This window comes from Shewanella sp. BJSY2023SW001, from assembly GCF_047314685.1.
Classification (GTDB): Bacteria; Pseudomonadota; Gammaproteobacteria; order Enterobacterales; family Shewanellaceae; genus Shewanella; species Shewanella indica.
Genome location: NZ_JBKORF010000084.1, coordinates 80,504 through 105,241 on the forward strand (window position 1 = coordinate 80,504; position 24,738 = coordinate 105,241).

Here is a 24,738-nt window from a genome sequence, read left to right on the forward strand (position 1 = left end):
TTTACCTTCTAGCCAGCCTGTTATTTGGCGGATGCTTTACTGCCAAGGGTGGTGCTTTTTTCCATCAGTCCCAACGCCGACAAGCCGGTGATCACGTCCAGATTGGAGGTTATGCCGTTGCCGCCACTGCCGTTGATATAGTTCTTCGGCATATCCACCTTGAAGTTGGGCAGGTTCTGATACAGGGCGTTGGCTACATCCCGATTCAGCTCGGCCAGATACACTTTCTCATGAGCACCCAATGCCTTGTATTTCGCCGCCAGTACGTCGGCTTCGGCTATCCCTTTTTCACGGATCGCCTTGGCCTCAAACATGGCCGAGGCCGAGTTGGCTTTCTGGATCTCCAGGTTGGCCTGGGCGATTTCCAGCTCTTTGGCCTTGCTCAGGGTAGCGATATCTTTCTTCTTGCGTTCTTCCACCAGTTCACGCTCGGCGATTTGCCGCGCCACTTCAACCTCTTTTTGCTGGGCAATAACCGCCAGCTCCTTGGCACGCTGGGCATCCTGTACTTCGCGGGTACGCTGGATCTCTTTGCGCAGCTGCTCAGTCTTGGCCTGGGCCTTGGAGGTTTCCTGCTCTTGAATGGTACGGATCCGTTCGGCAACCAGTTTTTTCTTGTCGGTCAATAGCTTGTCCAGTTGATCTTCCGGCTTGGGATCGCCGATAGTGACCTGGGTGACCGTGATGCCATAGTGTTTTAGCGGGTTATCCTGACGTACCGGATTACCGCTCTTGTCGGTAATAGGCACTGTCTTCCACACCAATTGCTTGGTGGCTTGCAGCTTGTTGGAATCTTCCTGATCGAAGCCCACCGGCACCAGATCCACCTGCTCGACTTCAACCTGGCGTCGCTCAGTGGTATAGATACCGTTGCTGAGCTGATCCGACAGTTGTGCCTTGAACTGATTGAGGCCGCCCTGGAAAAACTCCTCGCCGGTATATTGGGTTGAGGTGATCACAGTGACGTTGCGGGCGTTTTTGATCAACATGGTGTCAATCAGGTTGTCGTTGGAGCGAAACTCCCGATGCATGGTCTTGAGCTGCTCGGGATCATAAGACAGCTTAAAGCGGAAAGTGGCCGGTACCTGGCCCGTGTAGGTATCGGCAAAACGTACCTGCAGCGCCGGCAGACGTTGGTAGAATACCTCGCCCTGGTTGTTGCCAAAGGAGACGGTAACGACCTGATCATAGCGGGTTATTTTCGACAGAAACGGCATGCGAAAGTGGATGCCGGGCTCGGTGAACACATCCAAAGAGCCGGTAACATTGTTTTGATGCACATAGGTGTAACCGGCATCTGTCATCAATACTGAGCTTTGGGCAATACTCAGGGCCGCCAAAACGCCCACCCCAATCAGAATGCGCTTGGGGGTAAAATAGGATTTAAAACCTGAGGCACTTTTCAGTTCCATCTAATCTTCCTTAATTGAGTTCCAATACGAAATTGACATAATCCGGGTATTTCTGCTGCCAGGCATCATCAAAGAAATGCCCGCCATGATGCGGTTTGACCTGCAGTTGATTACCCGGGCTAAAAAATTGTTCCAACTGTTTATCCAGCGCCAGATTACTGCTGTGTTCCTGTTCGCCGTATGAGATGACCAGTCGCTTACCGGCGGGCGCCGAAGTTTTGAGCTCGGTTTGCATGCCGCCTGCAGACAATAACAGGGCGCCGACATAATCATTCGGGTGTTTGGCCAGAAGGTGAGCGCTGTGAAGGGCGCCCTGGGAAAAGCCCATCAGCGCCACTTTCTGCTTGTTGACAGGGCTGTTCTTTGCCGCCAGGGCTAAAGCTTGCTGCACCGCCCGGTGACTGGATTCGGTTTCGGTTCTGGCCCAGCGGAAGCTGTGCTCATTGAGCTTTTCCGTGCCGTTGATGCCGATAAATATTGCCCGTTCACTTGTCAGCAGTTCGGCCATATGGGCGCTGTCACTGCCTTCTGTGCCATAGCCGGATAACCAGACCAGCACAGGCCAGCCACCTTCAGGGGCAGTCCCCTGAGGGCGGTAGATATAAGCTGTACCGGCATCTTTTGCATGCTGAGGATAACGACGTTTTACCTTATCCAGCACGGCGCGGTATTCATCCGAGTCTCTGATGGCGTTAAGTTCGTCGTCTTCCTCAAGCATTATCTTTTGCCACAGGCCGCGGCTGTCGGCCAGTTGCAGCATTTCGATTGCCTGGTCTTTAAGTTCCAGCATTGCCAGAGTAGCGGCGGCTTGATAGGGCGCCCAGATATTGCTGCTATCGCGTTCTGTGGCCATTAGGTAATAGGCGAGGGCGCCGGCGTAGTTGTTGTAGCGGCTTTTTTCATTATCCCCTTGGGCGATGAAGTCTTCCGCGTTGGCTTGACTCAGATACAGGTTGGCTATCGGGCTAAGTGTTTGCCAGCGGATCTCCGCTTCTGTTTTATCCTCATTAGCCTGCGCCAGTTGGCTCAGGCTGAATAGTCCTAGCCCGGCAACCAGCTTTAACAGGTTACAGAGCTTTGTTTGTTTTGCTTGCATTCCCAGTCCTTTGCAATGTACGGCGGCAAATCAATATTGCGCCTTTTTTATCCTGTGCTTTTTAATCAACGCCCTTTTTATCAGCGCGCATACTAGCAGATTGGCTTAAGTGGGGGGGATAGCCAATCTCTTACAATTGTGTCAGTAGTTTGCGATGGTTATTACTTTGGCGGGATAAGCGAGCGCCCGGATAAGACCGGGCGCGTGAAGGTATAATCAATGCTCAATAGTGCTATTGTGCCGGTTTGATATGGGCGGCTTCTGCGCTAGTTTGACCATCTATGCTGAGCGGCACCTGTTCTTCAATTAGCTCTCTCAAAGTGGGATAGAACTTGAGCACACCTTCGATAGGCTGAACCTTGGCCTTGGCCAGGGTCCGGATTGGCTGGAATTGCAGATCGGCGACCAGCAAACGGGTATCGTTACTTTGGCATTTGCGTATCAGCTTGTTCAACGCCGCCATACCACCGGCATCGAGAATGGACACCCCATCCATATAGAGCACGATTGTCTGTTTATCCTGAGTCATCTGCGCTATTTCAGCAAAGATGCGCTCCGCCGCGGCAAAAAACAGTGGGCCATTAATCTTAAGTACTACCCAATCGTCCGGTAGTGGCCGGTCAATATAACGTTTATTGTGGCTGATATCGTAGAGGCGGGTCATCTCGGCGATCTCTTTCATAAACAGTAGGGCCGCCAGCATGATCCCGAAAGAGATGGCGATCACCATGTCGAACGCTACCGTCAGGAAAAAGCAGCTTAAAAATACCCAGATATCGCTGCGCGGCGCGGTTTTCAGCAGTTGCCAGGCCTTGGGAGCTTCGCTCATGTTCCAGGCTACAACCAGCAATAAGGCCGCCATGGCCGCCATCGGCAGGAAGGACAGTAATCCGGCCAGCGCCACCAGCCCCAGGAGTACCACCAGGGAGTGGATAATCGCCGATACCGGGCTAAAGGCACCGGCCTTGACGTTGGCCGCGCTGCGGGCGATGGCAGCTGTAGCCGTGATACCGCCAAAGAAAGGGGCCACTATATTACCTATCCCCTGACCAAGCAGCTCACTGTTGGCGCTGTGACGCTTACCTGTCATGCCATCGAGCACTACGGCGCACAGCAGGGATTCGATGGCGCCCAACATGGCGATGGCAAAGGCGGCTGGGGCCAGGGCTTTTACCATCTGCCAGGAAAGCCCCAGAGGTTCACCATCCGGCCCGGGCTGCAACCAAGGCCACTCAAAGTTTGGCAGGAAGGGGGGAATACCATTGCCCTGGCTACCGTCGGGCAGCAGATAATGGAAGCGGCTGCCTATGGTTTCTACCTCTTGCCCAAAGCTGCCGAGCAGCAGTGCCAGTAGACTGCCGATAATGATGGCCGGCAGATGCGCCGGTACCGGCAATTTCAGTTTTGGCCACAACAGCATCACAGCCAGAGTGACCAATGCGACCACTAAGCTGGGAAAATCGGTTTGTGGCAGTGCCAGTACCAGTACCTGCAGCTTTTCACCAAACTGCTCCGGCATGCTGTCTATCGGGAGGCCGAAGAAGTCTTTCAGCTGTAGAACTGCAATGACTACCCCTATCCCGGCGGTAAAGCCCAGCGTCACCGACTGGGGAATATATTGGATCAGGCGACCAAGGCGCAGCAGCGCCATGGCTATCAGAATCCCCCCTGACATCATCCCCGCCATCAACAGACCGGCGAGGCCAAACTCCTGAGCTATGGGATAAAGCAGCACCACAAAGGCCGCGGTTGGGCCAGAGATTGAGTAGCGTGAGCCGCCGGTAAGGGCGATGATAAAGCCGCCTATGATAGCGGTATAGAGACCATATTGAGGGGCAACACCACTGGCTATAGCCAAAGCCATAGCCAATGGAATGGCGATGATCCCCACTGTGACCCCGGCCATCAGATCCTGGCCAAAGTGTTTACCACTATAGCCTTCCTTGGCGATGACTTCACGCAGGGCATGGCCTAGGCGCAAAGAAAAAAGTTGGGTTCTGAAATTGCTTATGTGAGGCACGTCGACAGGGCTCCAGAAAATCGAACCGGCTTGTGGCCGGAAAAAAAGAGCCGTTATTTTAGGCTTCTGTAAACCTGTCTTGTGTGACGCGTGGCTCAAAAGCTAAATTTTAAGCTTTTTTTTGGGGTAAAAGTGTGTTTGGTCGAAAGCAATTCTGTTTTTCACGTTTGCTCTTCTCTTTCTATCTGCCTTGGTCGCTTGGCGTTTCTTAGCCATCATTCACCAGTGCTTTGGCTTATTTGCAAGATTTATTGTGGGTTCGATAACCCTTTTGCTTCTGCTGCCCGTTTGCAATAACAATAGCCGAATAAGGAGAAATGTTATGAAGGCGACAGTGTTGCCAGGCAAATGCAAGGTGAGTACCAAAGGGAAGATGGGGATAAATCAAAGCGCCGCCATTGCCGGGCGCCAATATCACCTTAGCCTGTTGGCCATTCTAGTTGGCAGTTTGTGGCTGACTGCCTGTCAGCCACAGCAGTCCCATGAGCCACCCAAGGTAGCCAATCAAGCGAGTGAGCCTCAGTCCTCTGAGGTTGAAACTACTGTGCTGCCAAGCAAAGACCCCGGGCGGGATATCGCGAATGCTATAACCCATGCGCAAGCTCAGAAGTTAGCCGTCAGCGGCGCTGCATCGTCACGGACTTTGTACCAGCCGAGTGTCCAGCCAAGAAGCTTGAGCGTGCCTGCTGAATTGACTCTGGCGGATGTGAATTATCCCAGCGCCACTGTGCTTGCCAATGGCTCGGAGGTGTATATCGCCAACGGCATCATGGTGGCGGGCGAAACACCGTTATCGACCTTTTCCGTCGATGTGGACAGTGGCAGTTACAGCCTGATGCGGCGCAGTATCAACCTGGGAGCATTGCCAGCCAAGGGCACAGTGAGAGTTGAGGAATTGATTAACTATTTCGACTACAACTACCCACAGCCGGACAAAGGCGAGCCTTTCTCCATCAGTACTGAGCTGGCACCGTCGCCTTACAATGAAGGCAAGATGTTGCTGCGTATCGGGCTTAAGGGTTATGAAGTGCCTGCCAGTCAGATAGGCGCCGCCAACCTGGTGTTCTTGCTGGATGTTTCCGGCTCCATGTCATCGCAGGACAAGTTGCCGCTGCTGAAATCGGCCATCAAAATGCTCAGCGATACGCTCACCTCAGAGGACAAGGTGTCGATAGTTGTCTATGCCGGTGAGGCCGGCGTCGTACTGGACGGTATCAATGGTGCCGATAAAGAGAGCCTAGACGCCGCTTTGGCTGAGCTTAAGGCCGCCGGCGGCACCAATGGCGGCGAAGGCATCCAAACAGCTTACCGTTTGGCCCGCAAGCACTTTATCAGTGGCGGGGTAAATCGGGTTCTGCTGGCCACCGATGGCGACTTCAATGTGGGTCTGACCAGCAGGCTGGAGCTGCTGGCACTGGTTGAACAACAAAAGCAGCAGGGGATTGGCCTGACGACTCTGGGGTTTGGCCTAGGCAACTACCGCGACAGTATGTTGGAGCAGTTGGCGGATAAGGGTAATGGCCAATACGCTTATATCGATACCTTGAGCGAGGCCCGTAAAATTCTGGTGGAGCAGCGTAGCGGTACCCTGCTGACCATAGCGTCGGATGTCAAAGTGCAGCTCGAGTTCAACCCGGCGCTGGTGGCCGAGTATCGCCTCATCGGCTATGAAAACCGCGCCCTCAAGCGGGAGGATTTCAACAACGATAAGGTCGACGCCGCCGAAATGGGCGCCGGACATGCGGTGACGGCCCTGTATGAGCTCAGCCTTACGGATTCACATAACCTGGCCAACGATGCATTGCGCTATGGTCGCGACCCTGTCAGCGGCAAGGAAAAATACAGCCGTGAAGAGCTTGGCTATCTGAAACTGCGAGCCAAACCGCCCTTGAGTGAGAGTAGCAAAGACAGCAAGAGCCAGCTTTATACTCACGGCATTCGCCTGGATTCTGCCCACAAGTCGCTTGCGCTCGCCAGTGATGATCTGCGTTTCGCCGCGGCGGTAGCCGGGCTTGGGCAACTGCTTAACGGCTCAGTGTATCTGCATGACTTTGACTGGCGCCGGGTCGCCGAGCTTGCCGATTCGGCCAAGGGCGAAGACCCATACGGTTATCGACATGAGTTTGTCAGCCTGGCTCGCAGCGCCGCGCTGTTGGCCGGGCAAGGCGCGCTTAAGCCCGGACGCAAAGTCGTGGCAGATAAAACCAGAGCCGAATCTGTGTCCGAAGCTATGTTTGAACCTATGCCGGCCGACGGATTTAAACCACTGGGACAGGGGCGTAGGCAAAACTGAGATCCAGAGTCGCGCCAGCGGGCTTTACAGCCCAATGGTGTAGAGGCAAACTCTCATCCCAATAACCAATTAAGCTGCCGGTCAGGAGAGAGAATTTGGAACAGCAAAGGCAGACGGGAATGCCAAGTGGAGAGGATGAGACCTGGATGCTGGCTTATGCCGCCGGGGATGCCCAAGCTTTTGAGCGCCTCTATCTTAAACACAAGGGCGGACTCTACCGGTATTTTGTCCGTCAGTTAAGTGACATGGCCTTGGCTGAAGACTTGTATCAGGAAACCTGGAGCCGGGTGATCAAGGCGGCGCAGAGTTATCAACCCAGCGCCAAGTTTACTACCTGGCTGTACCGGATAGCTCATAACCTGCTGATTGACCATGTGCGGGCGGTTAAACCGGTCGACAGCCTCAGCATAGATGAGGATGAGCCGGATGCGCAGGCCAATCTGCTGGGCCCACAAACCGCCGAGCCGGATAGCGAACTGCTGCGAGGTCGTCAGGTCGCCTGGCTTAAGGAGTGCATCGGCCTCTTGCCCCAGGTGCAGAAGGAAGCCTTTTTGCTGAATCAGGAGTCCGGGCTGACGGCGCAACTGATCAGCGAAGTGGTCGGGGCAACGCTGGAGGCCACCAAGAGCCGGATACGTTATGCCTATCAGAGCCTGCGTGACTGTTTGGGGCGCAAGACCCAGGAGAGCATTGAATGACAGAGAACAAACGCGATGATGCTGCCACACCAGAGTCGCAGATAGATGCGCTCTATCGTGAAGGTGCTGTCGAGCAGCCGCCTCTGGCCCTGGATCAGCAAATTCTGCAGCAGGCGAGGGACAACTGCCGCCAAGCGCCAGAGGTGATCCGTCCGGCGCCCGGTTTCTGGCAAAAGCACAGATATGGCCTATCCGCCGCGGCTTCTGTGATGTTGGTGGCAGGGCTGTTTATTCTGAATCCCGAACTGCGAAACTCATCGGCGCCGCAGCTCAGTGCTCCGGCTAATCTGGAAATCAGCCCGCAGCCAGATAGCGCTGAAGATGCGGCGCAGCCCGCCAGAGTTGAGCCGATGGCGGCGCCGCAGTCCATGGCCGCCAAGCGAGCGGCACCTCAGGAACAGGCTGTTCAGCAACAGGATATGCATCTTCAAGAAAGCGCTGCTGCCAAGAATCGCGCCGTGGCAGAACAGAGTGTGCAGCAAAGAGCGGGAATGGCCCCCAGGCAGCAGCAAGCTCTGGCCGCGCAGCCAAGTGATATCGACGGCCGATTGGATCTGCTGACAAGTACCATCGAAGCCGGTGAACTTGAACAGGCGGCAGTGCTGGTACGAGGCATAGTTGCAGATTATCAACTGACGCTGCCGGATGCTTTAGCCAAGGCCTTGAGCCTAAATGAAGCGGCTCTGGTGAAAGAAGCGGCCCAGCAGCAACTGAAGCAGCAGTCCTTTATCCATCAGGCTACGGCGCCCGAGAATGCGCAAGCGCTTAATCGCGAGCAGAGCGAGCGCTGGCAAGCCTTGCTTGAGCGTCTCGAGCAGAGTCTCGAAGTCAAAGAGAATCACTGAGACTAAAGATTGAGCTTAAAAGAGAGTGACTGAGTTTAAATATAGTGACGGGGCTTAAAAAGAGTTACGGGCTTAAAAAAAGTTACCGGGAAGTCAGTCAGTTTCAATCCATCACAGGGCAGGGAGCCTGCCCTTATTTTAATAACAGGAGTTTTTTATGTTGACCGCCGATGATGTTATCCAGGCACTCGAGCTTGAGCCCCATGTTGAGGGCGGGTATTTCGGTCGTTCATTCGTTTCGGACAGTCACTATGATGACAGCCGTAACCTGTGGACCAGCATCTACTTTATGCTCAAGACGGGGGAAGTGTCCCACCTGCATCAACTGACGGCCGATGAGATGTGGTACTTCCACAGTGGCGAGTCGCTGACCATATATATGCTCTCAGAGCAGGGTGAGCTGACCGAGGCGCAACTCGGGATGGACTTGGCCAAAGGTGAGCGGCCACAGGTCTTGGTGCCCAAAGGCACTATTTTTGGTTCGGCAATGAATAATCCGGGCTATTCGCTGGTAGGTTGTATGGTGGCACCTGGCTTTACTTTCGATGACTTCAAGCTGTTCGGCCGTAATGAACTGCTCGAGCGTTTCCCTCAGCATCAGGCGTTGATAAACCGCCTGACCCGCTAGCGAGCGTTACAAGGTTTAAGCTTATTTTGAGCCGTGATTTTTAAACCGCCTTTTTGAACCGTCAAATCCACGGGGGCAGCTGCCAACCTGCTCCCGGTCTTTTAGCCCGACTTAGCGGGTAATTCTCAGCCCAATGCCGCCCAGGTGGTGCTGATATTGGCCTAAGCCGGGGAGCAAGCACCGAAACTGAGTTTTATTTCAGGGGTTATTCCCGGGCACTTTGAGCTTGTCTCTTCCCCGGGAAAGGTAGCGCCAGGGAGCCCGGGAGTAACAGCAAACAACCCAGGCTGTATGCCAGCAGATCCAGCCAGTCGAAGTGGCTGCCGATAACGATTCGTGCCAGGCGAATATGGCCCAGCCCCAACTTATCCACCAAGCTAAAGGCCTGACCAAACTCTATGGCGAAGGCAAATGCCAGCACCAAGGGAAGCAGCAACCGACTTGTCCAAGGGGTAAGAGTTTTAAGGGCGCAAAACATCAATATTACTACCAGCAAATCGCCGATAAACCCGCGGATGAAGCCGGGCGGGGCGTAGCGGGCTATCAATACTTCAATACCGAACAATAAAAGCGTGGCCAAGGCAAAATGCCAGCGCTTCATGCCATCGAGCCAGGGCACAGGTTTCATTGGGCCTCTCCCGTCAGCAAGTCGGCGTTTTGCTCGGCAAAAAGGTGCATCTGCTCCAGCAGCGGCAACAGTGCCATTCCAAGCACGCTGAGACGATAGTCGACCCTGGGCGGCACTTCAGGGTAGAGAGTACGGGTGAGTACGCCGTCTTGCTCCAGCTCCTTTAGCTGAGCGGTCAGCACTTTTTGACTGACACCGGGTAGATGCCGTTTTAAGTAGCTGAAGCGCTGTGGCTGCTGTTGCAGCAGGAACAGAATGGCGGGTTTCCATTTGCCGCAGATCAGCCGCAGAACCTGATAGGCCGGGCAGAGAGGGGCTTGCTGATTGAGTGTCATAAGGCTGGGCGCAAGTTACTTTAGGGTAACTATGCCACCAATTTGTGCCTCCTTGTAGCGAACGCGCCGCAGTTTTATGATTTCATAAGGAAGGTTCTCATGCTGCTATCTGCCAAGCGAGCAGCATTAACAGTGACAGGCATTCAAGGCCAATCACTTGTTTGCATCTTCCCTGACATTAATCCGCAAACCAAGGGGAGGGTTGAATGACCACTCTATTGCAAATCGATTTTGAATTTCCCGCCGAAATGATGGGCGATGCCCTGACTGAGCAGGCCAAGCCTCTGGCCGAGTCCATTACCCGGGAGCCGGGTTTCATTGCCAAAATCTGGACCGAAAACCCACGCAGCGGCGAGGCCGGTGGCATCTATCTATTTGAAGATGAAGCCAGCGCCGAAGCTTACGCTTGCATGCACTCACAACGAGTGGCGGCCATGGGCGCCCACAACATACGCATCAGGCTGTTCGATGTGAATGAACCCTTGAGTAAAATTACCCACGGCTGGCCGCTATCAGTTTGATTTTTTCAGTATGCCTGCCGACACATTTGCTAAAACTTCTGTCGTCGGCAACAGCTGAATCCCGCCGCTTTCTCTGCTAACTTGTTGGGCTCGTAAAACCGCGCTAACTGATTAATAACAGAGAATAGAGGCATTGATGAAACTTCGTCACTCCGTGGCCTGCTGTATGCTGGCATTGGGAACTTTGGGCAGTGCAGCCGCCTATGCCGCAGAAGCGGGTCAGGGCTATTACCGTTCGCCCGCGATTCATGACAATACCCTGGTGTTTACTGCCGAAGGGGATATCTGGACTCAGACACTCGGGCAGGAGAAAGCTGCCCGTTTGACCAGCCTGCCGGCCGAAGAGCTGAATGCCAAGATCTCTGCCGATGGAAAATCGCTGGCGTTTACCGCCAACTATGATGGTGCCCAGGAAGTCTATGTGATCCCCATGAGTGGCGGGCTTGCAAAGCGCGTCAGTTTCGAAAACAGCCAGGTTCGGCTACAGGGCTGGACCGCAAATGGCGAAATTCTCTATGCCACAGACAATGCCCAGGGGCCGGCGAACTACTGGGTGCTGCGCTCGGTAAACCCGGATACCCTGACAACCCGCGATCTGCCGTTGGCCGATGCCATAGAAGGCGTGGTTGACCCACAAGGCGAGTATGTCTACTTCAGCCGCTTTGGGCTGCAAACCACAGGGGATAATGCCAAGGTGTACCGCGGCGGCGCCATGGGTGAACTGTGGCGTTATCAACTGGGGCAGGACAAAGAGGCCGTGCGGCTGGCCAAAGAGCATCAGGGCTCGCTGCGTCATCCCATGCTGTGGCAGGGGCGGGTCTATTTCGTCTCGGATGCCGATGGCAACGCCAATATCTGGTCTATGGCCAGCGATGGCTCAGATCTTAAACAGTTGACTCAATATCGTGATTTCGAAGTGCGCAGCCCCTATCTGGACGGCGGCCGCATAGTGTTTCAGCTGGGTGCCGATATTCACCTGTGGGACCTGGCTTCCGGGCAGGAGCAGAAGCTGGATCTGCGTCTGGCCTCAGACTTCCCCGAGCGGCGTGAACATTGGGTTAACGATCCGCTCGATTTTGCCACCAGTGCCAGGCTGGCCCCGGCAGGAGACAAGGTGGTCATCACTGCCCGCAGCCATGTGGCGCTTGCGACTACAGATGGTTCCCGCCTGGTAGAGCTGGACTCGGACGGCAAGCATAGAATGCGCAATGCACTGATGAGTCATGACGGCCGTTGGGTCTATGCCATCTCGGATGCTTCCGGTGAGCAGGAGATCTGGCGTTATCCCGCCGATGGCAGCGCTGGCGCCAAGCAGCTGACCCAAGATGGCAACACATTGAGAATGAGCCTGGAGCTGTCGCCCAATGGTCGTTATTTGGCTCATGATGATTATGCCGGTAATTTGTGGCTGCTGGATCTCAAAGACGGCAGTAACAAGAAGATAGTGACCAACAACGAAGGTCTCGGCCCCTATGTCGATATCCGTTGGTCGCCGGATAGCCGCTTCCTGGCTTTGACTCGCTCGGAAGTCGGTGCCCAGCGCAGCCAGGTGATGCTCTACTCGCTGGAATCCGCCAAGGGCGAGATGCTGACCAGCGACAAGTACGAGTCTTTCTCGCCCAGCTTCAGCCCGGATGGCCAGTGGCTCTATTTCCTGTCAAACCGTGAGTTCCAGGCCACTCCATCTTCGCCTTGGGGCGATCGCAACATGGGCCCCGTATTTGACAAGCGTAGCCAAATATTTGCCCTGGCATTGAGTCAGGATGCCCGTTTCCCATTCCAACGTCCCAACGAGCTGCAAGGCGCTGTTGCCGGTGATGAAAAGGCCGCTGACGATAAGCTGCAAGTGGATTGGCAAGGCCTGAAGTCGCGGCTGTGGCAAGTCCCCATCGAGGCGGGTAACTACCAGAATTTGCAGGTGCTGGACTCGGGGCTCTATCTGCTAGATAGCGATATCACAGGCGAACAGTCGGCGCTCAAGCTGGTAAGGTTTGACCCTTTGAGCCCCAAGCTGGAAACCTTCGCCGATGATGTGCGCGATTATCAGCTCTCGGCCGATCAGAGCAAGGTATTGCTGCGTAAGCAGAGCAATCCCAAAGAGATGGTAATAGTGCCAGTGGGTGACAAACTGCCGGGCGATCTCAGCAATGCCGTGGTGCAAACATCCCAGTGGCAACTCGCCATTCAACCGCGTCAGGAGTGGCAGCAGATCTTTGAAGATGCCTGGCTGATGCACAGAGACTCCTTTTTCGACAAGAAGATGCGCGGTGTCGATTGGCAAGCCGCCAAGGCCAAATATCAGCCATTGCTGGACCGGCTCACCGACAGACATGAGCTGAATGACATCTTCACTCAGATGATGGGTGAACTGGATGCGTTGCATTCTCAAGTGCGCGGTGGTGACTTTGCCAAGGATCCCGATATGCCCAAGGCCGCCGAGCTGGGTGCACGTCTGAGTCAGGTGAAAGATGGTGTCAAGGTAAGCCATATCTATCGCACCGACCCTGAGTTGCCGATGCAGGCCTCACCGCTGGCGCGCCCCGGAGTCGATGTCCGCGATGGTGACATCATCACCCATATCAATGGCCGTAAGCTGGCTACCCTGGCGCAGCTCACCTCCATGCTGCGTAATCAGGCCGATAAACAGGTGCTTTTGGGCCTCAAGCGCGGCAGCAAGCAGCACAAGGTAATAGTGCAGGCCATCAGCAACCGTGACAATGCCAAACTCAGGTATCTCGATTGGGTCAATGCCAATGCCGATAAGGTGGCCAAGGCCAGCGACGGCAAGATAGGTTATCTGCATCTGTATGCCATGGGCCGTGATGATATTGAGAGCTTTGCCCGCGAGTTTTACGCCAACTATGACAAGGATGGCCTGGTTATCGATGTGCGCCGCAATCGTGGCGGTAATATCGACAGCTGGATTATCGAAAAGCTGCTGCGTAAGGCCTGGGCCTTCTGGCAACCCACAACAGGTGCGCCTTATGTCAACATGCAGCAGACGTTCCGCGGCCACCTGGTGGTGCTGACAGATCAGTTGACCTACTCCGATGGTGAAACCTTCTCCGCCGGCATAAAGGCACTGGGATTGGCGCCCTTGGTGGGTAAACAGACGGCGGGCGCCGGGGTTTGGCTCTCGGGTCGCAACAGCCTCACCGACCGGGGCATGGCGCGGGTTGCCGAGTATCCTCAGTATGCCATCGATGGTCGCTGGGTGCTTGAAGGCCGAGGTGTCAGCCCGGATATCGAGGTAGACAACTTGCCACTGGCAACCTTCAATGGCAAAGACGCCCAGCTTGAGCGGGCTATCAGTTATCTCAAGGATGAATTGTTGCGGGAGCCGATACCGGCATTGAATGCTCGCCCCATGCCTCCCAAGGGGAAAGCGGACGATATTAAGTAAACGTCGAGGTATAAAAAACGGGGGATGCATTTGCATCCCCCGTGCAGGTGTTAGGGTGTTATCGGCCACTTGGTTCCCAGGCCGGTAGCACCCGTTTTTATTGCTCAGAAATTAATTTCCACTTCGGTATCTGCCGCCAGAGAGTTGGCGATAAAGCAGTTGGCATGTGCCTTTTCGTGGATCTTTGCCAATGTTTCCCTATCTATCTCGGTGCCTTCGGCAAAGGCCACTTCAGGATTAAGAGTCATACGGGTCACGGCGATTTTACCTGATTCCTTCTTGCCGATTTCTGCGGTGGCGTTATCCCGGTAGCTCTCGACCGGTAAGCGCTTCAAGTGAGCTATAGTCAGGAAAGTCAGCATATGGCAGGACGACAGTGCCGCCAGCAGACTCTCTTCCGGGTTGACTTTGGTTTCATTGCCTTTGTATTCGGGGGCTGCTGACGCCAGCAGTTGTTGGCCAGTACCAAAGTCTATTTGATGATCGCGATTGAACTCTCCCTCGGGCGCCGGGCTGGTTTGCCAGGATACGGTCAGATGAAAACTCAATTGGATGCTCCTTGAGACGGTTTGCAAAGTAGCGGCCACTATAGCCTATTTGCCAAACCCTTGTCTGCCACTGGGGGGCAGGATCCATTTATGCTCGATATTTTTCGGCAAGATCAACAGAAAATATTTATTAAAGTGTTGTTTTTAAAGTTAATTACATGAATGTCTGCCATTAGTTCTTTGGTCTTAATTCTTTGGTCATTCCACCTACTTTAGTCTTGCATCTCAAGTCTGGCAGCGCTATAACAATAGCGTGTGTAAACACCTTGTTTCAATTGTTAATAAAAATAATATTTCGAGATAGATCGAAATGCAGACCAAAAACAAATTGCAGGAGAACATTATGCAGGCATTTTACAAGCCCCTCGCAGCAGCGGTGACTTTGGCGCTGTGCGTCGGTGCACAGGCTGCAGATAACGAGCGCTACATAGTCAAGTTTAAGGAGGGGAAAGGCCCCAGCACTATGGCTCAGATGAAGGCCATGGGTGCCAAAATGGAGCTGGATCTGTCGGCCCACAACGCCGCCGCTTTTTCTATTCCGGCTCAGGCTCTCAAGGGCCTGGCCAACAATCCCAACGTGGAATATGTCGAAGCGGATGTGAAGCGTTTCCCGCTTTCACAGATAGTGCCTTATGGTATTCCCATGGTGCAGGCCGACCAACTCAGTGACGCCCAGACCGGCAATATGAAGGTCTGTATCATAGATTCGGGTTACCAGTTGGCTCATGAAGACCTATCGGGCAACAATGTTGATGGCACCAATGATCCGGGTACCGGCAACTGGTACACAGATGAAAACCATCATGGTACCCATGTGGCCGGGACTATTGCCGCGCTCAACAATGGGGTTGGTGTGGTAGGCGTAAACCCCAACGGCAATCTTAACTTGCACATTATCAAGGTATTCAATGCCGATGGTTGGGGCTATTCATCCAGCCTGGTTGCCGCACTGGACAAGTGTGAACAGACCGGCGCCAAGGTAATCAACATGAGTCTGGGTGGCAGCATGAAGAGCCGCACCGAGGACAGCGCCTTTGCTGCCGCCGACAGTCGCGGCATTCTGAGTATTGCTGCAGCCGGTAACGACGGTAATACCCGTCACTCTTATCCGGCATCTTATAACTCTGTGGTGTCGGTTGCCGCAGTGGATGCCAACAAGCAGCATGCGGATTTCTCACAGCGTACCAGTCAGGTTGAGCTCTCCGGCCCGGGGGTCGGCGTACTTTCCTCTGTGCCTATGGGCACTGCATTGGTAGCTGCTGCCGCTGTTGCCGGCAATGGTTATGAGGCCATAGGTATGGAAGGCTCACCTACAGGTAGCGCCGCCGGTACTCTGGCTGACTGCGGCACAGGTGAGAGCCAGTGTGATGCCGCCGGCAAGGTGTGTTTAATTCAGCGCGGTAATATCGCCTTCTCCGACAAGGTGCTCGCCTGTGAAAACGGCGGTGGTGTTGCGGCCATTATCTACAACAATGAGCCGGGGGCCTTAAACGGGACTCTGGGTGAGGTGGTTACCGCCATTCCGTCTGTGGGTGTGAGTGATACCGATGGTGCGGCCATGTTGGCGGCAGTCGGCAGCAATGCCAGCGTTGATATCGGTGCGGGTAACTATGCATACTTCGACGGCACTTCGATGGCGACACCTCATGTGGCCGGGGTTGCGGCCTTGGTGTGGAGTCATTTCCCTCAGTGCAGCAACAGTGACATTCGTGCGGCATTGCGTGCCACCGCCGAAGATCTTGGTGCTACCGGCCGTGATGATGAGACAGGTTATGGTCTGGTACAGGCCAAGGATGCTGTGGATTATCTGACCGCCAATGGTTGCTCCGGCAGTGGCACCGGCGGTGGCGGTGACACAGGTGGATGTAAGGGCAAAGGCTGTAAAAACCCGAAAAATCCTCGCTGATTGCTGGATCTCTTTTGAGATACACACTAAAAAGCGCTGCAGTTGCAGCGCTTTTTCATGGCGAGTTTGAGGCAGAGTTGGCTAGATAAACCAACCCGCTATCAGGATGACAGGTGCCAATATTAACGTTTTTGGTAGGCTACGGCTGGCATAGCTGAGCTGTAAAACCACAGGCAGGGCGGCCAGCGTCATCAGACCGAAAAACAGTATGCTACCGTAACCCCAATCATATTTTGTGACACACAGTATCAGGCTCATCAATAGCGTCAGCCAACCACTGACATACAATAGCTGGCTTTCCAATGTTTTTGGCGCGCGCCCCATGGCCTCACGGAAATGACCGAACATGGACATGGCCAGCAGGCCAAAGGCGAGATAAGTCAACGCAATAAGTGCAATCATCATCCGCGCACCGCCTTAAGTTTTTGGGCCTTGGCCGTTTGTTTCATTGGCAGTCTCCCCAAACGCTTGAAGGCAAATAAGCCAAGGGCAGCGAAGGCCAGCGCCAGCAGATCAAATCCTGCCAATTGCCATTGACCGGCCGCGAAGTTGCTCAGCAGGTTGGCTGGCGAGGTCAGGGCGTTCAGCAGCGGCAAGAACGCCAGTGCGGCTGTCAGCGCCGCCAGTTGAGCGCGCCACATGGCTTTGTCTCGGCGCCAGATAGCCAGCAGGCCACTGATCACCAGCAGAATAAAGAAACTGTGAACCTCCCATTGACTGCGGCCAGGCAAAGAGGCCGGCAGCAGGCGATTGGCATAGAAAAAGGCCACTGTACCCAGGGGTAGGCCGAGGATAAACATCAGGTTCAGCGTTTCCACCAGGCGCAGACCCAGGCTGGGCTTGGCGCCCTGACTGATGGCTTTTTGTTGTTTCTGGCGAATCTTAACCGCCCACATCAAGGTACCGCTGGCTATCATCACGCAGCCGCTCAGCCCCAGAAGGAAGAAGAGCCCCCTCAGTACGGGGCCGGAGAAACGGGCGGTGTGCAAGGACATCATGGCGTCGTGAGTTGCCTTGGCGGCGCTGATGTCGTTGTCCGCGCTGTAGAGAAGCTCGCCATCAGTACCGCTGAACACCATAAACAGCTCCCGCTCTGTGACCTGCTCGCCTGTGTTGAAAGTGACCACTACCCGGCTGTTGGCATCATCCGGGTTGATCACTGACACCGACTTGAGCGGCAGTTCGGCAAAAGTTTGCTGCACCTTGGGCAAAAAGTTTGCCAGTGGCAATTGAGGCGCGGCTGCATTGGCGGCAGCTATGCGGGTGAAGCTGCTGCCGGGGCGGGCTTCATTGATAAATTCCCGGCGGTCACTGTCATAGTTGACCAATATGCCCCAAGGCATATAGATGATCATCAGGGTGATAAGCCCGGTATAAGTGATCATCAGATGGAATGGCAGTGCCAGTACCGAACTGACATTATGGGCATCGAGCCAGGAACGGCTGCCCTTGCCGGGGCGAAAGCTGAAGAAGTCCTTGAAGATGCGTTTATGGATCACTATTCCTGAGATGATCGCCAGCAGCATAAACATGGTGCAGAAACCGACAATCCAGCGCGCCGTGATGGCCGAGATATAATGCAGATCGAAATGCAGGCGATAAAAAAAGTTGCCGCCGCGGCTCTCCCGCACTTCAGTCACATAGCCGCTGTTATCGGCCTTGACTGCATGTTCACTGAAGGCGCCGCGGCGCTGTCCCGGCTCCGGCGGCTGTTGCCAGCCATAACTCAACATGGGATGACGCTCAGTGGGGAATTCAATCAGCCAGCGCTGGGCGTTGACCGCATTTTGCCTGAGATAATCCTCGCCCTGACTCAGTTGCTCAGTAAGGCGGGTGGTATCGTAGGATTGGAACACCTCTTTGTGTAGCTCAGGCTGATTCCACAGGCTGATTTCATGGCGATAGTAGCTCAGGGTGCCAGCAAAAAACACCAATAACAGTACCCAACAAACCAGCAGGCCTACCCAGGTGTGTAGCCAGGTCATAGTTCGAAAAAAACTGTCTTTCATCTCAAGCCCCCAGCAGTTTCAGCACGCCAAACAGGGCGGTCGCCAGCAGCAGGAGTTCCTGCCAGGCCCGCAAACTGCGTTTGATGCAAAATACCCTGATAACCACCAGGGCGTAGATCAAAAAAGACAGCATCATGGCGCACACTGTACTGTCGATACGGCTCATCGGCAGACTCACAGCCAACAGGGCACAGGCCAAAGACGCAATAAGATAACCGCCAATAATAGATGCCAGCGCCCGGCTGATAATGGTCAGAGCTTGGGGATGGCGCCTGGGAAACTGTAATAGAGATAAAGATTTCATGATTGCTGCGGATAGTGCATTGGTCATCAAGGGAAAGAGATGCGCTGATTCTATCTTAATAATGCTTAATGATAAACATTAGCATTCGTGTTTTACTTGTAAATGATGCCTGTATCAAGTTCGCCAGGGTTTGATAATGAAGGGGCTGAAAATATTGAACTGAATTAAATCGAGCTAATTACAGGCGATAAAAACAGCACTAAACAGGGAGTATGATGAACTCTGGATTAATTTTGACCATACAAGAGCAGAATAAGGCACTTATCGAGCTTTATTTGAACATTGCCCCTTGTGTTTTACGCTGAAAGCCCCAAGCTCTATAAGTGAATCAGCAGAAAAAAGGAAAACCTATGAAAATTCAGCTTTCAGGTCATCATGTTGAAGTTACAGCAGCAGTACGTAGCCATATCGAAGAGAAGTTTTCCAAAATCGCCAAGCATTTTCCCAGCCTGATCGGCTTGGACATCATTATTGCCAAAGAGCATGGCGTACATCAGGTTGATATTCGAACCAATTACGAGGGGGTGGCGGTCGCGGCCTCCGGCAAGAACGAAGTCATGTATCCGGCTATCGCCGAGGCAGGCAAAAAACTGGAAGCGGCGCTCAAGCACAGAAAGGGACAGCTCAAAGCCGATCTTCATGAAAAGCCCGAGGTGACGACCCCGGAAATTGCCCACGAGATCATCCAGGAAATGGAACTGCGTTAATTCAAGGACTTAACTTTGATGCAGAAATGAAAAAGGGACCATCTGGTCCCTTTTTCATATTCTAAATCTTTGAGATTATTCGATGATCTCGGCGTTGTGATAGACATTTTGCACGTCATCACAGTCTTCCAGTGCGGCAATAAACTTGTCGAACTGGGCGACATCTTCACCGGACACTTCCACCATGCTCTGTGGCACGAAAGTGATCTCTTCCATCTCAAAGTTGATCTCGGGGAAGGCTTCCTGCAATGCCGTCTTGGCTTTGTAGAATTCTGTGTTGGGGGCGTAGACACTGATCATGCCATCTTCCAACTCGACATCGGCAACATCGACATCGGCCATCATCAGGGCCTCGAGCACCACTTCATCATCTTCACCGGGGAAGACAAATACCGCCTGGTGATCGAACATGTGGGCCACAGTGCCTGGGCCACCCAGTTTGGCATCATTCTTCACAAAGGCCTGACGAACCTCGGTGAAGGTGCGCTTGCCGTTGTCGGTCAGACAGTCGACAATCACCATGCAGTTACCCGGGCCGAAACCTTCATAGCGGGCAGTATCATAGTCTTCACCGCCACCACCTTTGGCCTTGTCGATAGCCCGGTCAATAACGTGTGCCGGTACCTGATCTTTCTTGGCGCGCTCAATCAGGCGCCGCAGTGCCAGGTTACCGTCGGGATCGACACCGCCACCCTTGGCACACACGTAGATCTCTTTCCCGTAACGGGAGTAGACCTTGGTCTTCTGTGCGGCCGTTTTGGCCATGGATTCCTTGCGGTTTTGATATGCTCTGCCCATCTTTGCAATGTCTCATCAATGCGTTGAAAAAGAGTGGCAGATTCTAGCAGCTTTCCCACACTAAATGCACCTGTCCGCCCGTCGGGCTGCCGGCAGTGTGAAGCCACGCCTGATCATGCTTACCGTCTCCGGCCGTAGAAGTTCATAGCCTCACTATAGACTTATGTCCAATTCGGCAGAGCGCCATGCTTTGGGTTATGCTGAAAACTCAAGGATCCCTTATTTGGTGCAAACCAACACTAAGGATAGGAAGGGAGGCTGCATGTTTGAGGAAAACCGTATTTGGCCTATGCTGGCGGGTTTGCTGCTCGGGGCGCTGGCACTGGGTTGTGTCCAGTTGGCTTTAAGTGCCGACAATCTATTACTTTCACTGCTTGGATGGTGTCTTGCGCTTATTGGCCCTGTATTGGCGCTGCGCTGGGCTTCCCGCCCTGTGGTTCAAAATGCCAAGCAGGTATCCAGCGAGAGCGCAGGTGATGACAAGGCGGCGCAGCAACTGGGCCGGGATGCCAGTCGTATTGCTATCGGCGCTGCCGAAGTGTCCCACTTTGTTGACCAGCTCAAGCTCACTCTGGATTCCAGCGGCCAGCAAGCCGGGCAAATTGCCGTGGCTGCCAATCAGCTGAGTCATACTACCGTGGTCTTGAGTGAACACGCCGAAGTGGTGCTCAATCAGGCACAGGCATCCCGCAGTGTCAGCATGGAAGGGCGTCAGTATGCTGTCAGTGGTTTTCGTGCGGTTGAAGCTTTGAGTCAGGATGTCGACAAGGCCGCCTCCGGGGTGGGGCAACTCAAGGCGCAGGCCGATGCCATAGGCAAAATCACCGAAGTGATTGACAGTGTTGCTGCCCAGACCAATCTGTTGGCGCTCAATGCCGCCATTGAAGCCGCCAGAGCCGGAGAGGCGGGCAGGGGCTTTGCCGTTGTGGCCGATGAGGTGCGCAGTCTGGCGGCCAAGACCGCAGAGGCTACTCAGAATATTGCCGCCATGTTGACCCAGATTAGAGAGCTGACCGATGGCACCTCACAGCTAATGAATCAGGTGGTTAGCCAAACGGCCGGCGCCGTGGATGCCATGAATTCATTGGAGCAGAGGTTTGACAGTATCGCTTCGGGTGTCGAGGACTCGGCGCAGGCGTTGGAGCAGATTGAGGCGGCTTTACGTGAATATCGCGGCACTACGGCGGATATTTCCAATGCCATTACCCATATCAGCGAGTCGCTGACAGATACAGGTCGTCGCAGCGAGCAGATCTCCCGTCAGGCCTTTGGGCTGTCGCAGACCACAGAGGGAATGTTCCGGGCGCTTTCCCATTGGGATACCGGCAGTTTCGATCAGCTTATTTTCAAAGAAGCGCAGCAGGCCGCCAAGGCTTGCGGCCAGGCGCTGGAGCAAGGGTTGGTGGAAGGCAAATTTACTGAGCAGCAGCTGTTTTCGCCGCAATATCGGCCGATAGCGGCGACAGAGCCACCCAAATACAACACCGCCTTTGACGGTTTTACCGACAAGCACTTTCCGGCCTTGCAGGAACCGATACTGGAACGTCACCGGCAGGTGATTTACGCCGGTGCGGTCGATAAGAAGGGCTACTTTCCGACTCACAATCAGCGTTTTTGCCAGCCGCTGACCGGCGATAGGGAGCGGGATATGCTGCAAAACCGCACCAAGAGATTGTTCAACGACCCAACAGGGATCCGCTGTGGCCAGCACACGGAGCCGGTGCTGCTGCAGACCTACAAACGTGATACGGGCGAGGTGATGCACGATCTCTCTGTGCCTATCTATGTTAAGGGCAAACACTGGGGTGGCTTTCGGATAGGCTTCAAGGCCCAGTGATGCTGCAGTGCGACTGCGCCTTGGGCGCTCAAGGCTTGCGGTCGGCTCAGAGACTCAGGTGTTCAAACAGCTCTGTGGCCAGGGCTCTGAGTTCATCGGCGCTCGGGCGAGTATGGGCATAAGTGCGCAGGCCATAAATACCCATCATCAGAAACCGGGTCAGTTGCGCCGGATCTTTATCGGCGGCCAGTTCACCTTGCGCCTGGGCCTGCTGCAGTATCTGCTGCAACGCCGTTTGCCATTGTTGTAGATGTTGGTTCACTCTTTGTTGCACAGCCAGATCTTGCTCACCCACTTCGCTCAAGGCCTTGACCAAAAGGCAGGCCTGGCTGGTGTCACAGCTGAGGCACTCGCTGACTATGTTGTCCAGATAACGCCGCAGGCACTCGAGTCGTGAACCCTCGGCCGGGAAAAAGCCCTGTAGCTGCTGCTCGCGATCGGCGTGGTACTGGTCAATCGCCGCCAGAAACAGCCCGTGCTTATTGTCGAAGGCACAATAGATAGACCCCGGATGCAAGCCGGTTGCCCGGGTCAGATCCTGCATACTCGTCTTGCTGTAACCCTTGGCCATGAAGGCATTCATGGCGCTGCGCAGCACTTTCTCGCGATCGAATTCGGCGTTTCTCATAAGATGATTTCCCACTGTGATGCGCCGAGTTTACTGCAATTTGAACATTTGTTCAAAAAAGGCTTGAATGATCATTCAACAATCTTTATCTTGAACAAACATTCAAATAGGGGCTCAGCTCCTCAGGCTCTGAATAAGGCGAATGCCAGTGACTGAGCCGTTAACTCGCCAAGGGCAGGAACCATGTACCAGAACTTGTTTGAACAGTATCGTCTCAATGACAGCATCACACTCAATAACCGCTTTATGATGGCGCCGCTAACCCGTTGTATGGCCGATGCCGATTTGGTGCCGACCGATGCCATGTTGGCTTACTACGCCCGCCGCGCCGAGGCTGGGCTGATCATCAGTGAAGCCACCATCATTCGCCCGGATGGGCAGGGCTATCCCAATACTCCTGGGCTCTTTACCCAGGCTCAGATTGCCGGTTGGCGCAGGGTGACAGATGCCGTGCATGAAAAGGGCGGTAAGATTTTTGCCCAGCTGTGGCACACAGGCAGGGTCGCGCATCCGCACTTCTTTAATGGTGAGCATGTGTTGGCACCATCTGCCGTGGGCGTTGAAGGTACAGTGCCGAGAATGCGCGAGCTGAGCTATCAAACCCCAAAGGCGGCCAGCAAGGCCGAGATTGCTGAACTGGTGCGTGATTACGCCAAGGCGGCAGAAAACGCCATTGAGGCCGGTTTCGATGGTGTGGAGATCCACGGCGCCAACGGTTATCTCATCGATCAGTTCCTGCATTACGACAGCAACCGACGTGAAGATGAGTACGGTCAAACGCCTGAAAACATGAGCCGCTTTGCCCTGGAAGTAGTGGATGCCACCATAGCCGCCATAGGTGCAGATCGCACGGCGCTGCGTTTGTCACCCGGGGCATACTTTAATATGAGTGCCGATCCCCGTGACCGTCAGGTGTTTGATTATCTGCTCGCCGAGCTTGGCTCCCGCCGATTGGCCTATCTGCACGAGGGCATGTTTGACGACAACATGCGCTTTGACTTCCTCGATGGCCGGGTATCGGACTACATGCGCCGTCACTACCAGGGAAATCTGGTGGGTGTGGGTGGCTACAGCCCGGAAACGGCCGCCGAGGCGATTGCTGCCGGGCGTTTTGACCTGGTCGCCATAGGCCGCCCCTTTATTGCTAACCCTGACTATATCGCCAAGGTTCGCAGCGGTGAGCGCCTGCAGGATTACTCGGATGAGATGCTGGCCACTCTTGACTGAAGCAGAACATCCCGTTCGGAGTCTTATCCTTAACCCGCTTAGCCATGGCGCCATCGAGATGCAGTATTGGCGGCGCCCGGCGTCCTTGTAGAATTGCCCCATATTTGGCGAGTATTTTGGCATACTCGCCGTTTTTTTTGATTGTCTCCAGCCCTTGATTGAATTCGGCTATCAACTCTGCGCCATGGGGATGAAGGCGACTGGTGCTCAGGTGCAGGTTGCGAATATCCAGTGGCGGACCGGTAAAGTCGAAGCTATCTTCCTGGTGCAGACGCCAGAATGTATCTGTGGCGACAATTTCATCCTCCAGAGTCAAATCCAGACGCCCCACTGCCAACATCTTCAGATTGGACTCCAGACTGTTGTTGGGCACGCGAATAAAATCGCGTGCGGCGCGAAAACCGGTTTGATAGCTGTATCCGCGTACCACGCCGATTCTTTTCTCCTTGAGGCTGTCGAGATCTGTGTATTCAAAGGGATCGCCACGGCGCTTGATGAAACGCTGGCGATTTTGCAGATAGGGCTCAGAAAACAACAGCACTTGCTCTCGCTCCGGCGTATGCCAGGTCGCCAGCAGCAGATCGGTTTTGGCCTCTTTAACCGACCTCAGTGCCCTGGCCCAGGGTTTTAACTCCACCTGTAAGCGATAACAATGAACCGCCAGCGCGCTCTGAACTATTTCCAGTGCCAAACCGGTTTTGCCATCGGTCTCAATAAAAGGAGGCCAGGGATCATTGGTCAGTGTCAGATGCAGCGGTACTGCCGGTTCAGAAGTTGAAGGGGATGAAGGATTACAGTTAGCGAAAGCCAGCCATGGCTGCTGCAGAAATAGCAGAAAAAATACCCAAGTCAGTTTCATATTTAACCTTCATATCAGAGGCTTGGAACCCAAAAG

The 24,738-nt window shown here is 54.2% G+C and carries 22 protein-coding genes; 10 read left to right on the forward strand and 12 right to left on the reverse strand.

The window, feature by feature from the left end; genetic code table 11:
• Nucleotides 1-20: 20 nt before the first annotated feature.
• The 3 genes from ACMHXH_RS20265 to dauA all read right to left on the reverse strand — a co-directional run bounded on the left by ACMHXH_RS20265 (nucleotide 21) and on the right by dauA (nucleotide 4,528).
• Nucleotides 21-1,412, reverse strand: coding sequence for an SPFH domain-containing protein (locus ACMHXH_RS20265; protein ID WP_335912136.1), 1,392 nt, complete (start codon nucleotides 1,410-1,412; stop codon nucleotides 21-23).
• A 10-nt stretch (nucleotides 1,413-1,422) separates the two neighbouring features.
• Nucleotides 1,423-2,508: an alpha/beta hydrolase gene (locus ACMHXH_RS20270; protein ID WP_335912134.1), complete on the reverse strand. Its 1,086-nt coding sequence runs from the start codon at nucleotides 2,506-2,508 to the stop codon at nucleotides 1,423-1,425.
• 232 nt (nucleotides 2,509-2,740) lie between these two features.
• Nucleotides 2,741-4,528: a C4-dicarboxylic acid transporter DauA gene (dauA, locus tag ACMHXH_RS20275; RefSeq protein ID WP_039033755.1), complete on the reverse strand. Its 1,788-nt coding sequence runs from the start codon at nucleotides 4,526-4,528 to the stop codon at nucleotides 2,741-2,743.
• 322 nt (nucleotides 4,529-4,850) lie between these two features.
• On the opposite strand from dauA, the gene ACMHXH_RS20280 reads away from it, so the two are divergent.
• The 4 genes from ACMHXH_RS20280 to ACMHXH_RS20295 all read left to right on the forward strand — a co-directional run bounded on the left by ACMHXH_RS20280 (nucleotide 4,851) and on the right by ACMHXH_RS20295 (nucleotide 8,992).
• On the forward strand, nucleotides 4,851-6,821 hold the full coding sequence (locus tag ACMHXH_RS20280; protein ID WP_335912132.1) for a VWA domain-containing protein: 1,971 nt from the start codon (nucleotides 4,851-4,853) through the stop codon (nucleotides 6,819-6,821).
• Nucleotides 6,822-6,940: 119 nt separating this feature from the next.
• Entirely contained in the window at nucleotides 6,941-7,519 is a 579-nt protein-coding gene (locus tag ACMHXH_RS20285) for a sigma-70 family RNA polymerase sigma factor (RefSeq protein WP_071476276.1), read from the forward strand.
• The gene (locus tag ACMHXH_RS20290) at nucleotides 7,516-8,364 is read left to right on the forward strand and encodes a hypothetical protein (protein WP_071476275.1); all 849 of its coding nucleotides are present in this window, start codon (nucleotides 7,516-7,518) and stop codon (nucleotides 8,362-8,364) included. The genes ACMHXH_RS20285 and ACMHXH_RS20290 overlap by 4 nt, the downstream gene beginning before the upstream one ends.
• Before the next feature lie 157 nt (nucleotides 8,365-8,521).
• The gene (locus tag ACMHXH_RS20295) at nucleotides 8,522-8,992 is read left to right on the forward strand and encodes a cupin domain-containing protein (protein ID WP_071476274.1); all 471 of its coding nucleotides are present in this window, start codon (nucleotides 8,522-8,524) and stop codon (nucleotides 8,990-8,992) included.
• Between the two features lie 205 nt (nucleotides 8,993-9,197).
• Here the strand turns inward: ACMHXH_RS20295 and ACMHXH_RS20300 are convergent, their stop codons facing one another.
• Nucleotides 9,198-9,620: a DUF2809 domain-containing protein gene (locus tag ACMHXH_RS20300; protein WP_335912129.1), complete on the reverse strand. Its 423-nt coding sequence runs from the start codon at nucleotides 9,618-9,620 to the stop codon at nucleotides 9,198-9,200.
• Nucleotides 9,617-9,955: a winged helix-turn-helix transcriptional regulator gene (locus ACMHXH_RS20305; RefSeq protein WP_071476272.1), complete on the reverse strand. Its 339-nt coding sequence runs from the start codon at nucleotides 9,953-9,955 to the stop codon at nucleotides 9,617-9,619. The genes ACMHXH_RS20300 and ACMHXH_RS20305 overlap by 4 nt, the downstream gene beginning before the upstream one ends.
• 206 nt (nucleotides 9,956-10,161) lie before the next feature.
• On the opposite strand from ACMHXH_RS20305, the gene ACMHXH_RS20310 reads away from it, so the two are divergent.
• The gene (locus ACMHXH_RS20310) at nucleotides 10,162-10,476 is read left to right on the forward strand and encodes a monooxygenase (RefSeq protein WP_071476271.1); all 315 of its coding nucleotides are present in this window, start codon (nucleotides 10,162-10,164) and stop codon (nucleotides 10,474-10,476) included.
• Nucleotides 10,477-10,612: 136 nt separating this feature from the next.
• Nucleotides 10,613-13,879, forward strand: coding sequence for a S41 family peptidase (locus ACMHXH_RS20315; protein WP_335912127.1), 3,267 nt, complete (start codon nucleotides 10,613-10,615; stop codon nucleotides 13,877-13,879).
• A gap of 104 nt (nucleotides 13,880-13,983) precedes the next feature.
• Here the strand turns inward: ACMHXH_RS20315 and ACMHXH_RS20320 are convergent, their stop codons facing one another.
• A complete protein-coding gene (locus tag ACMHXH_RS20320) occupies nucleotides 13,984-14,427 on the reverse strand; it encodes an OsmC family protein (protein WP_039033761.1) in 444 nt (147 codons plus the stop codon).
• A gap of 343 nt (nucleotides 14,428-14,770) precedes the next feature.
• Here ACMHXH_RS20320 and ACMHXH_RS20325 point away from each other — a divergent pair, with 343 nt between their 5' ends.
• Nucleotides 14,771-16,333, forward strand: a complete 1,563-nt coding sequence (locus ACMHXH_RS20325; RefSeq protein ID WP_335912125.1) for a S8 family serine peptidase — start codon at nucleotides 14,771-14,773, stop codon at nucleotides 16,331-16,333.
• A gap of 81 nt (nucleotides 16,334-16,414) precedes the next feature.
• Here ACMHXH_RS20325 and ACMHXH_RS20330 read toward each other — a convergent pair whose 3' ends face one another.
• The 3 genes from ACMHXH_RS20330 to ACMHXH_RS20340 are packed head-to-tail and all read right to left on the reverse strand — an operon-like array spanning nucleotide 16,415 to nucleotide 18,646.
• On the reverse strand, nucleotides 16,415-16,738 hold the full coding sequence (locus ACMHXH_RS20330) for a DUF3325 domain-containing protein (protein WP_039033762.1): 324 nt from the start codon (nucleotides 16,736-16,738) through the stop codon (nucleotides 16,415-16,417).
• Nucleotides 16,735-18,342: a PepSY-associated TM helix domain-containing protein gene (locus ACMHXH_RS20335; RefSeq protein ID WP_234500688.1), complete on the reverse strand. Its 1,608-nt coding sequence runs from the start codon at nucleotides 18,340-18,342 to the stop codon at nucleotides 16,735-16,737. Before ACMHXH_RS20335 ends, ACMHXH_RS20330 begins: the two co-directional genes overlap by 4 nt.
• 1 nt (nucleotide 18,343) lies before the next feature.
• Nucleotides 18,344-18,646: a hypothetical protein gene (locus ACMHXH_RS20340; RefSeq protein ID WP_052248020.1), complete on the reverse strand. Its 303-nt coding sequence runs from the start codon at nucleotides 18,644-18,646 to the stop codon at nucleotides 18,344-18,346.
• Nucleotides 18,647-18,996: 350 nt separating this feature from the next.
• On the opposite strand from ACMHXH_RS20340, the gene hpf reads away from it, so the two are divergent.
• The gene (gene hpf / locus ACMHXH_RS20345) at nucleotides 18,997-19,353 is read left to right on the forward strand and encodes a ribosome hibernation-promoting factor, HPF/YfiA family (RefSeq protein ID WP_039033763.1); all 357 of its coding nucleotides are present in this window, start codon (nucleotides 18,997-18,999) and stop codon (nucleotides 19,351-19,353) included.
• 75 nt (nucleotides 19,354-19,428) lie between these two features.
• Here hpf and ACMHXH_RS20350 read toward each other — a convergent pair whose 3' ends face one another.
• Nucleotides 19,429-20,151, reverse strand: coding sequence for a YebC/PmpR family DNA-binding transcriptional regulator (locus ACMHXH_RS20350; RefSeq protein ID WP_039033764.1), 723 nt, complete (start codon nucleotides 20,149-20,151; stop codon nucleotides 19,429-19,431).
• Nucleotides 20,152-20,413: 262 nt separating this feature from the next.
• Between ACMHXH_RS20350 and ACMHXH_RS20355 the strand changes: the two genes are divergently transcribed.
• Nucleotides 20,414-21,988, forward strand: a complete 1,575-nt coding sequence (locus ACMHXH_RS20355) for a methyl-accepting chemotaxis protein (protein WP_039033765.1) — start codon at nucleotides 20,414-20,416, stop codon at nucleotides 21,986-21,988.
• Between the two features lie 46 nt (nucleotides 21,989-22,034).
• Here ACMHXH_RS20355 and ACMHXH_RS20360 read toward each other — a convergent pair whose 3' ends face one another.
• Nucleotides 22,035-22,616 (reverse strand): TetR/AcrR family transcriptional regulator, encoded by a 582-nt coding sequence (locus ACMHXH_RS20360; protein WP_039033766.1) that lies wholly within the window; start codon nucleotides 22,614-22,616, stop codon nucleotides 22,035-22,037.
• Between the two features lie 183 nt (nucleotides 22,617-22,799).
• Here ACMHXH_RS20360 and ACMHXH_RS20365 point away from each other — a divergent pair, with 183 nt between their 5' ends.
• Nucleotides 22,800-23,843, forward strand: coding sequence for an alkene reductase (locus ACMHXH_RS20365; RefSeq protein ID WP_039033767.1), 1,044 nt, complete (start codon nucleotides 22,800-22,802; stop codon nucleotides 23,841-23,843).
• Here the strand turns inward: ACMHXH_RS20365 and ACMHXH_RS20370 are convergent.
• On the reverse strand, nucleotides 23,761-24,702 hold the full coding sequence (locus ACMHXH_RS20370) for a substrate-binding periplasmic protein (protein ID WP_335912123.1): 942 nt from the start codon (nucleotides 24,700-24,702) through the stop codon (nucleotides 23,761-23,763). The two genes, ACMHXH_RS20365 and ACMHXH_RS20370, sit on opposite strands and share 83 nt — an antisense overlap.
• Between the last annotated feature and the right edge of the window lie 36 nt (nucleotides 24,703-24,738).